The organism is Streptomyces botrytidirepellens (assembly GCF_003721215.1).
In the GTDB taxonomy this organism is placed as follows: Bacteria; Actinomycetota; Actinomycetes; order Streptomycetales; family Streptomycetaceae; genus Streptomyces; species Streptomyces himastatinicus.
On record NZ_RIBZ01000181.1, the window covers coordinates 1 to 12,054 of the forward strand.

Genomic DNA, 12,054 nt, shown 5'->3' on the forward strand with positions numbered 1-12,054 from the left:
CGGCGGGCCGGCGGCGCGACGGGCCGCCCTCGGCACGGCGGCCCGGGCCCCGGCCGTGACGGTGTCCCGCTCGGCTCGCCAGTCACCGTGCACACCCCCACCCTGGGTGGTGTCCCCATGGGTGGTGTCCCCACGGGTGGTGTCACAGCCCTCGGTGGTGTCACAGCCCCTACGTGGTCACACAGAACGGAGGACGTCTTGACCTCGACCGAACGCCTCTCGGAGCGCGCCATCGCGGCCGCCGAGGCCCACAGCGCGCACAACTACCATCCGCTTCCGGTCGTCGTCGCCTCCGCCGAGGGGGCGTGGATGACCGATGTCGAGGGCCGCCGGTATCTGGATCTGCTCGCCGGGTATTCCGCGCTCAACTTCGGGCACCACAACCGGCGGCTGATCGACGCCGCCAAGGCGCAGCTGGAGCGGGTCACGCTCACCTCGCGCGCGTTCCACCACGACCGGTTCGCCGCCTTCTGCGCGGAGCTGGCCGAGCTGTGCGGGATGGAGACGGTGCTGCCCATGAACACCGGAGCGGAGGCGATCGAGACGGCGATCAAGACCGCCCGCAAATGGGGCTACCGGGTCAAGGGCGTGCCGGACGGGCGGGCCAGGATCATCGTCGCGGACAACAACTTCCACGGCCGCACGACCACGATCATCAGCTTCTCCACCGATCCGGAGGCCCGCGCGGACCACGGCCCGTACACACCGGGGTTCGACATCGTGCCGTACGGCGATCTGGCGGCCATGGAGGCGGCGCTCGACGCCGGGCCCGAGGAGACGGTCGCCGTGCTGCTGGAGCCCATCCAGGGCGAGGCGGGGGTGCTGGTGCCGCCGCCCGGATATCTGGCCGGGGTGCGCGAGCTGACCCGGGCGCGGGGCGTGCTGTTCATCGCCGATGAGATCCAGTCGGGCCTGGGCCGCACCGGGAAGACCTTCGCCTGTGAGCACGAGGGCGTCGTTCCGGACGTCTATGTGCTGGGCAAGGCGCTGGGCGGCGGGGTGGTGCCGGTGTCGGCGGTGGTGTCGTCCGCCGAGGTGCTGGGCGTCCACCGCCCCGGGGAGCACGGCTCGACCTTCGGCGGCAACCCGCTCGCCTGCGCGGTCGCGCTGGAAGTGATCGCCATGCTGCGGACCGGGGAGTTCCAGGGGCGGGCGGCGGAGCTGGGCGAGCATCTGCACCGGGAGCTGGCGCACATGGCCGGCGGCGGGGCGGTGGAGGCGGTGCGGGGGCGCGGGCTGTGGGCCGGGGTGGACATCGAGCCGTCACGCGGCACCGGGCGGCAGATCTCCGAGCGGCTGATGGACCGCGGGGTGCTGGTCAAGGACACCCATGGGTCCACCATCCGGATCGCACCGCCCCTGGTGATCGGCGAGGAGGACCTCGACTGGGGCCTGGACCAGCTCAGGGGGGTGCTGGCGGAATGACCGTAGGCGTCGTGGTGCCGGCGTTGCTCACATTGCTCGCGTTATTGCCCCTGCCGCCGTGGCGCCGCTCAGAGGATCACGTGCGGGATGAAGCGCGCGTACTCGTCCGTGATCAGCCCGGCCGACTCCCGGATGCCGAGCCCCGCCGGTTCGTCCTCCACCACCCACGCACCGAGGACCACCCGGTTGCCGTCCACGTCGGGCAGCGGGGCGAACTCCTGGTAGCAGCAGGGCTCGTCACGGATGACGGGCTCCGCGCCCGGCTGGTGCACGGTGACGCCCGCGCCCTCCCGGCCGAGCAGCGGCTTGGCCACGTAGCCGGTGGTGCGGGCCAGTTCGCGGGGACCGTCGAGGTAGGCGGGCAACAGATTGGGGTGGCCGGGGTACAGCTCCCACAGGACGGCCAGCAGCGCCTTGTTGGACAGCAGCATCTTCCAGGCGGGCTCGATCCACAGAGTGGAGCCGGTGCCGCCGCCGTTGTCGATCGTGTCCAGCACATGGGCGCCGAACCGGTCGGTGACCAGCCACTCCCAGGGGTAGAGCTTGAAGCAGGCGCGGATGAAGCGGTGCCGCATGTCCACGAAGCGGCCGGAGAGCCGTTCCCAGCCGATGTCCTCCATGGAGATCGCCTCGGTCCGCAGCCCCGCCTGTTCGGCCGTCTCCCGCAGGTAGGCGACGGTCATCAGGTCCTCGCCCAGCTCGTCCCCGGCCGAGTGGGCGAAGTACAGGGGCGCGCCCGGCGGCAGCAGGGCGGCCTGCTTCCGCCAGGCGTCGACCAGCCGCTCGTGCAGCGAGTTCCACTGATCGGCGCCGGGGAAGCGGTCCTCCATCCAGAACCACTGGGCGCTCGCCGCCTCCACCAGCGAGGTGGGCGTGTCCGCGTTGTACTCCAGCAGCTTCGCCGGGCCCGGGCCTCCGTCGTACCGCAGGTCGAACCGGCCGTAGACGCTGGGCTGTTCGGCCCGCCGGTGCCAGGACTCGGCGACCAGCCCGGCCACCCGCGGATCCTCGATGCCGAGGTCGGCGAAGCGGTCGTGGTCGACGATGTGGGCGGCCGCCTCCAGACACATCCGGTGCAGCTCCTCGACCACCTCCTCCAGGGCCTCGACCTCGGGCAGCGTGAAGGCGTAGTAGGCGCTCTCGTCCCAGTACGGGCGCAGCGAGCCGTCCGGGTAGCGGGTCAGCGGGTAGATGACCCCCTGCTCCTCGACCGTGGCCTGCCAGTCGGGGCGGGGGTCGATGATGTGACGCTTCATCGGGTCGTCGTCCGGTCAGCCGCCGCCGGATCCCGAGCAGCCGAAGCCGCCGCGGTCGGCGGCCTGGCTCTTGCTGAAGGTGCCGTAGTCCGCCCAGCGGCCGTCGACGTCGGCGTCGTAGTACCAGTCGCCGTCGACCCGCTTGGTGGTGGTGCCGCGGCTGCTCTTCTTCTTGCCGCCCGTGGAGCCCGAAGAGCCGTTGCAGGCACTGGAGTCGACGATGCGGTAGCCCCTGGACAGGTCGTAGCTGTCCCGGTCGACACAGCGCTTGTCGGGCTCCGACCCGCAGGAGGTGAGGGCCGCCGCGAGGGCGCCCATCCCGCCCAGGATCACCGTGCTCGACCGCAGCCGCCGTGGGTCTTTCCGTTCCATTGGTCCTGCTCCCCCGTTCGTTGGTCCGCCCACACTAGAGGGGCTTATCGCACAAGTGAACGCCGGGGGTGGGGAGCGGCCCGTTCAGGGCAGCACCCGGCACAGCGCGTCCAGGGCACCCGCGAAGGCGTGCTCGGGCGGCGCTCCATAGGCGAAGACCAGTTCGTCCGGCTCGGGTCCGCCCGCTCCCGGCGCGCCCTCCTCGCGGTACCGGTAGCGGTTCAGGCCCTCCATGGCCAGGCCCTGCCAGGCCGCGCCCTGGAGGACGGAGCGCACGGTGCCCGGCGGCAGTTCGAGCACCGCGTGCAGCCCGGCCGCGATGCCCGTGACGCGCACCCGCGGGGCGCGTTCGGCCAGCGCCGCCACCAGCTGGTCGCGGCGCCGCTGGTAGTGCAGCCGCATCCCGCGCACATGGCGGTCGTACGCGCCCGAGGCGATGAACTCCGCGAGCGTCAGCTGGTCCAGCGCCCCCGACTGCCACTCCCCCGTCTGCTTGACGGCCAGCAGCCGGTCCAGCAGATGGTCCGGCACCACCATCCAGGCCAGCCGCAGGGCGGGCGCCAGGCTCTTGCTCGCCGTGCCCAGATAGACCACGCGTTCCGGGTCCAGCCCCTGGAGGGCGCCCACCGGCTGGCGGTCGTAGCGGAATTCGCCGTCGTAGTCGTCCTCCAGCACCAGCCCGTCGGCCCGGGACGCCCAGTCGACCACGGCGGCCCGCCGGTCGGGGTCCAGGGCGACGCCGGTGGGGAACTGGTGCGCGGGGGTGAGCAGCGCGGCCCGTACGTCGGTGAGGTGGTCCAGTTCGCCGGTGCGGGCGCCCCGCCCGTCGACCGGCAGCGGCACGGTGCGCAGTCCGCTGCGGCGCAGCACGCTCCAGTGGAGGTCGAGTCCGTACGACTCGACGGCCAGCGCGCGGTGGCCGTCCCTGTGCAGCGCCCGGCTGAGCAGGGCGAGTCCCTGGATGAACCCGGAGCAGACCACGATCCGTTCGGGCGCGGCCCGCACCCCGCGGGCGCGCGCGAGATAGTCGGAAAGGACCCGGCGCAGTTCGGGCCGCCCGCTGGGATCGCCGTAGTTGAAGGCGTCGCTGGGTGCCGCCGTGAGGGCGCGCCGGGCGGCGGACAGCCACGCGGAGCGGGGGAAGGCGGAGACGTCGGGCGACCCGGCCCGCAGGTCGTACGCCGGGCGGGTGGCGGCCACGGCGGCGGCCGGTGGGGTGCGCGGCGGCGCGGGCTCGGGCGGCACGACGCGCCGGGCGACCCGGGTGCCGGAGCCCTGCCGTGCGGTGAGCCAGCCCTCGGCGACGAGTTCGCCGTAGGCGTCGGCCACCGTGTTGCGGGCGATGCCGAGGTCGGCGGCGAGCGTGCGGGAGGAGGGCAGCCGGGTGCCGGGGGCGAGGCGGCCGCTGCGTACGGCGTCGCGCAGGGAGCGGATGAGCGCGGCCCGCACCCCGGTGGTCCCGCCCCGCGGCAGGTCCAGATGCAGATCGGCGCCCAGCCCGCCCGGCCGCGCGTCCCCGTCCCGGGCTCCGCCCCCGTCCCGGGCTCCGGCCCCGTCTTCGGCCCCGGAACTCGCCTGTGCGGGCCCGGACGTGGTCTTTCCGGGCCCGGAAATGGCCCACGAATCCTCCATGAAAGTGGACCATACCCCTGGGCTGATGAGGTTCTAGCGTGGGCCGCATGACGACATCGGAGAGCACCTCCCCCCACGGTCCCCGGATGAGCTTCGCGCACGCGGCCCCCGCGGTCTACAAGGCCATGATCCAGCTGGACGCGGCGGCCCGTCAGGGTCTGGAGCCGTCGCTGACGGAGCTGGTCAAGATCCGTGCCTCGCAGATCAACCACTGTGCGTTCTGCATCGACATGCACATCAAGGACGCCCGGGCGGCGGGCGAGTCCGAGGAACGGATCTATCTACTCAACGCCTGGGAGGAGGCGGCCGGGGTCTACACCGAGAAGGAGCAGGCCGCGCTCGCCCTGACCGAGGCGGTCACCGTCCTGCCCGACGGCGTCTCGGACGAGGTGTACGACCGGGCCGCCAAGCACTTCGAGGAGCAGGAGCTGGCCCAGCTCATCGCGCTCATCTTCACCATCAACGCCTGGAACCGGATCGGGGTGACCACCCGCAAGGTCCCGGGCTCCTACAAGCCGACCGCGGGCTGAGAACGAGGGGGATCCATGACGACCAGCGCCACGGCCGAGGCCAGGGCGTTCCGGGCGATGCACCACGGCCGGGACGCGGAGACGCCGCTCGTGCTGCCCGGTCCCTGGGACGCCGGTTCGGCCCGCGCCTTCGTGGACGCGGGCTTCCCGGCGCTGGCGACGCCGAGCGCCGGGATCGCGGCGTCGCTGGGCTTCCAGGACGGCCGGACACCGACCGAGGAGATGTTCGCCGCGGTGGCCCGGATCGTCCGGGCCGTGGAGGTGCCGGTGTCGGCGGACCTGGAGAGCGGCTACGGCCTCGACGCCAAGGAGCTGGTCGAACGGCTGCTGGAGACCGGGGCGGTGGGCTGCAACCTGGAGGACTCCGACGCGCTGACCAAGCAGCTGACCGACCCGCGGGAGCAGGCGGACCGGCTGGCGGCGGTGCGAGCCGAGGCGGGCGACAGCCTGGTGATCAACGCCCGGATCGACGTCTTCGCCCGCGGCGCGTTCGCCCAGGGCGGGCCCGAGGACGCCGAGCGCGCGGCCGAGGCGGCGATCGAGCGCGGGCGGGCCTATGCGGCGGCGGGCGTGGACTGCGTCTATCCGATCTTCGCGCCGCCGGAACTGCTGCCCCGGCTCGCGACCGCCGTCGGCGTACCGGTCAACGCGGCGGCCTTCGCACCGGACGGCCCCTCGCCCGCCGAGCTGGGGCGGCTCGGCGCCACCCGCGTCACCTTCGGCCCCCGGCTCTTCCTCGCGACGATGGCCGCCGCGCGCGACCTGGCTGGGCAGCTGGGCCCCGCTCCGTCCACCCCATGAGGGGGACGATGCGGGGCCCGGCCGGGTGACGCCCCCAGGGCGCTTCTACGAAGAGGCGCCTAGCGCAGCCACTGCTTCCAGACGTCCGGATGCGCCTTGACCCACTTCTTGGCCGCGTCCTGTGCCGACATCCCGTCCGAGGCGATCAGCTCGGACACCTCGTTCTGGTCCTTCTTGGTCCATTTGAACTTCTTCAGGAAGGCGGCGGCCTTGCCGCCCTCCTTGGCGAAGTCCGCGTTGAGGTACTTCTGGAGCGGGGTGACCGGGTAGGCGCAGTCGATGGAGTCGGGGTCCTTCTCGCCCTTGGCGGCGCACTTGTCCGTGTACTTGGGCAGCTTCACCTCTTCCATCGGCACCTGGTTGAACAGCCACTGCGGCTCGTACCAGTACGACAGGAAGGGCTTCTTCTGCTTGGCGAACTGCTTCATCTGGGTGATCTGGGCGGACTCCGAACCGGCGAAGACGATCTGGTAGTTCAGATTCAGGTTCTTCACCAGCGCCTTGTCGTTGGTGACATAGGACGGGGAGCCGTCCAGCAGCTGGCCCTTCCCACCGCTTTCCGCGGTCTTGAAGGTCTTGGCGTACTTGTTGAGGTTCTTCCAGTTCAGGACGTCCGGATGCTTGTCGGCGAAGTACTTCGGCACCCACCAGCCGATGTGGCCGGTGACGCCGAGGCCGCCGCCCGACGCGATCGTCTTCTTGTCCTTGACGTAGCGCTGTTCCTGCTCCGGGTGACCCCAGTCCTCCAGGATCGCGTCCACCCGGCCCTGGCTGAGCGCGTCCCACGCCGGAATCTCGTCCACCTGGACGGTGTCGACGTGGTAGCCCAGCTCATGCTCCAGCAGGTACTGGGCGACGGCCACGTTGGCCTGTGCGCCGACCCAGGACTGGACGGAGAGCGTCACGCTCTTCGCGCCGCCCACATTGGCGTACGGCGAGGACTGCTTGGACATGTCCGCCGCGCCGCAGCCGGTCGCGGTGAGCAGGGCCGTGACCCCGGTGGCGGCCATCAGCAGCTGCCGACGGCGAGGGTTATGGGCCGTAGCCATCTCAGGCCCCCTTCCTGTCGCGGCGCGCGGTCGGCTGGGTCACCCGGTCGAGCATCAGCCCCAGGCAGACGATCGCAGCGCCCGCCACCAGACCGGTCGCCAGGTCGCCCTGCGCCAGGCCGAACAGCACGTCGTAGCCGAGCGCGCCCGAGCCGACCAGACCGCCGATGACGACCACGGCCAGCACCAGCACCACGCCCTGGTTGACGGCGAGCAGCAGCGCCGGACGGGCCAGCGGCAACTGCACCTGGCGCAACTGCTGCCCCTGCGTGGCGCCGAGCGAGCGCGCCGACTCCAGCGCGGAGGGGTCGACGTTCCGGATGCCCTGGGTGGTGATGCGGATGACGGCGGGCAGCGCGTAGACGATGGCCGCGGCCGCCGCCGGGGCGCGGCCGACGCCGAACAGCGCGACCACGGGGATCAGGTACACGAACTGCGGCATGGTCTGGCACACGTCCAGCACCGGTCGCAGTATGCGCTCCAGCCGGGCACTGCGCGCGGCCCAGATGCCGATCGCGAACCCGAGGACCAGCGTGACGACGACGGCTGCCAGCACCTGGGAGAGGGTGTCCATGGACGACTTCCACACGCCGAGCACGCCGATCGCGGCCATGGCGGCGGAGGCGGTCAGCGCGGTGGCCCAGGTGCCGATCAGCCAGGCCAGCGCCGCGACGATCAGCAGGACCCCGTACCACGGGATGCCCTGGAGCCCCTCACGCAGCGGGTCGAGGACCCACTTGAGGTAGTCCGCGGCCCATTCGGCGGTGCCGCCGATGACCGGCACACCGGTGTAGAGGTGGTCGACCATCCATTCCTTGAACTGGTTGACGGGCCCCTCGATGGCGACGGTCCAGCCGCCCGGCCAGGTCTGGGAGCCGCTCAGCCGTCCGGCGACGGTGACGACCGCGGTGATCACCGCGACACCCGCCCAGGCGGGCCAGCCGCGCAGCNACCGCGACACCCGCCCAGGCGGGCCAGCCGCGCAGCAGCCGGGAGCCGCCCTCGGCCGGGGGCGTACCGAGCCGCTCGCCCGCCGCTCCGATGGTGCGGTCCATCACGACGGCGAGGAGCACGATCGGGAGTCCCGCGGCGAGCGCCTTGCCGACGTCGACGCTGGACAGCGCCTGGTAGACGCGGTCACCGAGACCGCCGCCGCCGATCACGGACGTGATCACGGCCATGGACAGCGCCATCATGATCGTTTGGTTGATGCCCAGCATCAGTTCCTTGCGGGCCAGCGGGAACCGGGCGGACAGCAGCCGCTGCCGCCAGGTCGCGCCGAGCGAGGCCACGGCCTCCAGCACCCCGGCGTCCGCGCCGCGCAGGCCGAGGGCGGTGAGCCGGGCCATGGGCGGAGCCGCGTAGATCACGGTGGCCAGCACCGCGCCGGGCACGCCGTTACCGAAGATCATCACGACGGGCAGCAGATACGCGAACGCGGGCAGCACCTGCATGGTGTCCAGCACCGGGCGCAGCGCCCGGAACGCCCACTCGGAGAGCCCGCCGGCCAGCCCCAGCAGTCCGCCGATGACGACGGAGGCGGCAACGGCCACGGTCATCAGCGCGAGCGTCTGCATCGTCGGCACCCACATGCCCAGCACTCCGCAGACGGCGAAGGACACGAGGGTCGTCACCGCGACCCGCACCCCCGCGAGCCGCCAGGCCAGCAGGGTCAGACCGGCGGTGACACCGGCCCAGCCGAGGGTGAGCAGGGCGACATAGACGACGCGGACGCCGGTGATGATGGCCTGGCTGATGTGGCCGAAGAAGTAGAGGAAGATCCAGTGGCTGTCGCGGTTGTCGAGGATCCAGTCGCTGGCCTTTTCCAGCGGGCTGGACACATCGACGGTCAGCGCGTCCGGCCAACTGGTACCGGCCCACTTGGCGTGGGCGAGCGGTACGAGCACGGCGGCGATCACGGCGAGCACCGCGAGCTTGCGGACGGTCCGGCTGCTGACGACGGTGCGCAGCAGCGACGGGCGCGGCTCGTCCGCGGCGGTCTTGCCCGCGGGCGGCCCGGTGCCGGGGTCGGTACTGGGGCGGGTGGTCGTCGCGCTCACACGCGCCTCCCGGTGCCGCACGGCGGGAAGGGGGTCAGGGGCGTTCTCATGCGGCGGCCGCCTCCTTCCCGTCCAGGCCCGCGACGACGCTGAGCAGGCAGGCGTGGTCGACGACGCCCAGGCAGCGGCCGCCGTCGACGACGCGCGCGGGGCCGCCGGAACGGGCCACGGCCTCGATCGCGTCGGCGACGGTGGTGCCCGGGGTCAGCGCGGGGCCGTCGTCCTTCTCCTCGGACGTCGCGGGGCGCATCGCGCGGCGCACGGTCAGCACCTGCTCGCGCGGCACATCGCGGACGAAGTCCCGTACGTAGTCGTCGGCCGGGGAGCCGACGATCTCCTCCGGGGTGCCGAGCTGCACGATGCCGCCGTCGCGCATCAGCATGATGCGGTCGCCGAGCCGCAGCGCCTCGCTGAGGTCATGGGTGATGAACACCATCGTCCGGCGCTCCTCGTGGTGCAGCCGGATGACCTCCTCCTGCATGTCGCGGCGGATCAGCGGGTCGAGCGCGCTGAACGGCTCGTCGAACAGCAGCACCTCGGGGTCGACGGCGAGCGCCCGGGCCAGGCCCACACGCTGCTGCTGACCGCCGGAGAGCTGGCCGGGGCGGCGGTTCTCCATGCCGCTGAGTCCGACCTTCTCCACCATCTCGGCGGCCTTGGCGCGGCGCTCGGCCTTGCCGACGCCCTGGATCTCCAGGCCGTAGGCGATGTTGTCGAGGACGGAGCGGTGCGGCAGCAGCCCGAAGTGCTGGAAGACCATGGCGGCACGGTGGCGGCGCAGATCGCGCAGCCGGGCCTTGTCCATGGCCATGACGTCCTCACCGTCGATCTTCAGCGTCCCGGAGGTGGGCTCGATCAGACGGGTGAGGCAGCGCACCAGGGTGGACTTGCCGGAGCCGGACAGTCCCATCACCACGAACACTTCGCCCGGTTCGACGTCGAAGGAGACGTCCCGGACGGCGGCCGTGCAGCCGGTACGGGCGCGCAGATCCGCGGCGGACAGCTCGGCGTCGGGCGAGCCGGGAACGCGGTCGGCCTTCGGGCCGAACACCTTCCACATGTCGCGGACCGAGAACACCGGGGTGCGGTCGCCGGTCTCAGGGGTCTTGGGGCTGTCGGGCGTCTCGGGGGCCAGGGTCGTAGCCATCACGCCTCACCTCCCGGAGCGAGCTGAGCGGCTCGGTCGCGCGATCGGTACCGGACCTGATCACGCTCCCCGACCAGCAGGTCCGCACACTTCTCACCGACCATCAGTACTCCGATCATGGGGTTCACAGCGGGCATCGTCGGGAAGACGGACGCGTCGGCGATCCGGATGCCGGACAGGCCGCGGATCCGCAGATCGGGGCCGACCACGGCGAGGTCGTCGTCGGTGGCGCCCATCTTGCAGGTGCCCGCGGGGTGGTAGACGGTGTGCGCGACCTTACGGGCGTACTCGCTGATCTCCTCGTCCGAGGTGATCTCGGGGCCCGGGCACACCTCGCGCTTGAGCCAGTGGGCCAGCGGCTCGGTCTTGGCGATCTCGCGGGCGAGCCGGATGCCGTCGACCAGGGTGCGGCCGTCGTAGTCCTCCTCGTCCGTGAAGTAGCGGAAGTCGAGGGCGGGCTTGACCTCGGGGTCGGCGCTCGTCAGGTAGAGGCGGCCGCGGCTGCGCGGCTTGGGGATGTTGGGGGTCATCGACACGCCGTGCTCGGGCTTCTCGTAGCCCAGTCGCTCGGGGTTGTCGGTGAACGGGATCTGGTAGAAGTGGAACATCAGGTCCGGACCCTTGGACTCCGGGTCACGGCGCACGAACAGGCCGGCGTCCGAGTCCATCGCGGAGTTGTCCGGGATCGGGCCGTCCGTCTCCCACACGATCACCGACTCGGGGTGGTCGAGCAGGTTCTCACCGACGCCCGGCAGATCGACCTTGACCGGTATGCCCAGCGCCTCAAGGTCGGCCTTGGGGCCGATGCCGGAGTGCATCAGCAGCCGCGGGGTGTCCACCGCGCCCGCGCAGACCAGCACCTCGGTCCGCGCTTCGACGAGGATCTCCTCGCCGTCCTTGGTGCGGACGTGGACGCCGGTGGCCCGGCCGCTGTCGTCCAGCTCCAGCTTGTACGCCCAGGTCTCCAGCATGATGTGGAGGTTCGGCCGGTCCAGGAAGGGGTGCAGATAGGCGACCGACGCCGAGGAGCGCTTGTTGTTCTCCGGGTGGTACGAGAGGTCGAAGAAGCCGACGCCCTCGTGGAACGGCTTCTTGTTGAAGCCCTCGACGCGCGGCACGTCGGCGGCGGCCTGGGCGGCCTCCACGAAGTCCCGGGCGATCGCGTTCCGGTCCTTCTCGTCCACCGGAACGATGTTGTTGCGCAGCTTCTGGAAGTACGGGTCCATGGCGGTGGCGTCCCAGCCCTCGGCACCCGCCTCGGCCCACTCGTCCCAGTCGCCCGGCAGCGGTTTGAAGGAGATCAGCGTGTTGTGCGAGGAGCATCCACCCAGCACCCGGGCTCGGCTGTGCCGGATGTGCGAGTTGCCGCGCGGCTGCTCGACGGTGGGGTAGTCGTAATCCAGGTCGCCGCCGAGCAGACCCAACCAACGGCGCAGGGTGAGGACGTCGGGGCGGTCGATGTCGGAGGGGCCGCCCTCGATGACGGCGACGCGGACGTCCGGGTCCTCCGTGAGCCGGGAGGCGATCACCGATCCTGCGGTGCCGCCGCCGATGACGACGTAATCGTATGCGTCAGGTACGGGCATGGTGGGAGTTACTCCTCGCGGTCTTCCGGTCTTCCGGGACGGCCCGCACGGGTGCGGACCGTGGGCCGTCCCCGGAGGGAGATGGGGGTTGCGGACGAAGGGGGGAGTCGCCGGACGCCGTCACCGGACGCGACGGGGCCCGGGCCCGGCGGGAGGTCCGGGCCCGGCCGTGCCGCCCCGGGCGGGGGCCGGCGGC

At 71.9% G+C, this 12,054-nt stretch carries 9 protein-coding genes and 1 pseudogene; 3 read left to right on the forward strand and 7 right to left on the reverse strand.

The annotated features are described in order from the left end of the window. Positions 1–198: 198 nt before the first annotated feature. Positions 199–1,425 (forward strand): ornithine--oxo-acid transaminase, encoded by a 1,227-nt coding sequence (gene rocD / locus EEJ42_RS14280; protein ID WP_123100328.1) that lies wholly within the window; start codon positions 199–201, stop codon positions 1,423–1,425. Positions 1,426–1,493: 68 nt separating this feature from the next. Here rocD and EEJ42_RS14285 read toward each other — a convergent pair whose 3' ends face one another. From EEJ42_RS14285 to pdxR, 3 genes are all read right to left on the reverse strand, one after another. Then, the gene (locus EEJ42_RS14285; RefSeq protein ID WP_123100329.1) at positions 1,494–2,681 is read right to left on the reverse strand and encodes a glutathionylspermidine synthase family protein; all 1,188 of its coding nucleotides are present in this window, start codon (positions 2,679–2,681) and stop codon (positions 1,494–1,496) included. A gap of 15 nt (positions 2,682–2,696) precedes the next feature. Next, entirely contained in the window at positions 2,697–3,053 is a 357-nt protein-coding gene (locus tag EEJ42_RS14290) for a hypothetical protein (protein ID WP_123100330.1), read from the reverse strand. Positions 3,054–3,137: 84 nt separating this feature from the next. Next, on the reverse strand, positions 3,138–4,685 hold the full coding sequence (pdxR, locus tag EEJ42_RS14295; RefSeq protein WP_123100331.1) for a MocR-like pyridoxine biosynthesis transcription factor PdxR: 1,548 nt from the start codon (positions 4,683–4,685) through the stop codon (positions 3,138–3,140). A gap of 47 nt (positions 4,686–4,732) precedes the next feature. Here pdxR and EEJ42_RS14300 point away from each other — a divergent pair, with 47 nt between their 5' ends. Continuing rightward, positions 4,733–5,215 (forward strand): carboxymuconolactone decarboxylase family protein, encoded by a 483-nt coding sequence (locus tag EEJ42_RS14300; protein ID WP_123100332.1) that lies wholly within the window; start codon positions 4,733–4,735, stop codon positions 5,213–5,215. A gap of 15 nt (positions 5,216–5,230) precedes the next feature. Then, on the forward strand, positions 5,231–6,016 hold the full coding sequence (locus tag EEJ42_RS14305; protein WP_123100333.1) for an isocitrate lyase/PEP mutase family protein: 786 nt from the start codon (positions 5,231–5,233) through the stop codon (positions 6,014–6,016). Positions 6,017–6,075: 59 nt separating this feature from the next. On the opposite strand, the gene EEJ42_RS14310 is transcribed toward EEJ42_RS14305, so the two are convergent. From EEJ42_RS14310 to EEJ42_RS14325, 4 genes and pseudogenes are all read right to left on the reverse strand, one after another. Beyond that, positions 6,076–7,065, reverse strand: a complete 990-nt coding sequence (locus EEJ42_RS14310; RefSeq protein ID WP_246096717.1) for an ABC transporter substrate-binding protein — start codon at positions 7,063–7,065, stop codon at positions 6,076–6,078. A gap of 1 nt (position 7,066) precedes the next feature. Then, positions 7,067–9,125, reverse strand: a pseudogene (locus tag EEJ42_RS14315) (ABC transporter permease). Between the two features lie 46 nt (positions 9,126–9,171). Further along, positions 9,172–10,272, reverse strand: coding sequence for a quaternary amine ABC transporter ATP-binding protein (locus EEJ42_RS14320; protein WP_123100334.1), 1,101 nt, complete (start codon positions 10,270–10,272; stop codon positions 9,172–9,174). Next, positions 10,272–11,858, reverse strand: coding sequence for a GMC family oxidoreductase (locus EEJ42_RS14325; RefSeq protein WP_123100335.1), 1,587 nt, complete (start codon positions 11,856–11,858; stop codon positions 10,272–10,274). Before EEJ42_RS14325 ends, EEJ42_RS14320 begins: the two co-directional genes overlap by 1 nt. Between the last annotated feature and the right edge of the window lie 196 nt (positions 11,859–12,054).

Excerpts from the sequence above, each read along its gene's own strand:
- EEJ42_RS14325 (WP_123100335.1), bottom strand. The coding sequence starts at position 11,858 with ATGCCCGTACCTGACGCATACGATTACGTCGTCATCGGCGGCGGCACC.
- EEJ42_RS14305 (WP_123100333.1), top strand. The coding sequence starts at position 5,231 with ATGACGACCAGCGCCACGGCCGAGGCCAGGGCGTTCCGGGCGATGCAC.
- EEJ42_RS14320 (WP_123100334.1), bottom strand. The coding sequence starts at position 10,272 with ATGGCTACGACCCTGGCCCCCGAGACGCCCGACAGCCCCAAGACCCCT.
- EEJ42_RS14310 (WP_246096717.1), bottom strand. The coding sequence starts at position 7,065 with ATGGCTACGGCCCATAACCCTCGCCGTCGGCAGCTGCTGATGGCCGCC.
- pdxR (WP_123100331.1), bottom strand. The coding sequence starts at position 4,685 with ATGGAGGATTCGTGGGCCATTTCCGGGCCCGGAAAGACCACGTCCGGG.
- EEJ42_RS14285 (WP_123100329.1), bottom strand. The coding sequence starts at position 2,681 with ATGAAGCGTCACATCATCGACCCCCGCCCCGACTGGCAGGCCACGGTC.
- EEJ42_RS14300 (WP_123100332.1), top strand. The coding sequence starts at position 4,733 with ATGACGACATCGGAGAGCACCTCCCCCCACGGTCCCCGGATGAGCTTC.
- EEJ42_RS14290 (WP_123100330.1), bottom strand. The coding sequence starts at position 3,053 with ATGGAACGGAAAGACCCACGGCGGCTGCGGTCGAGCACGGTGATCCTG.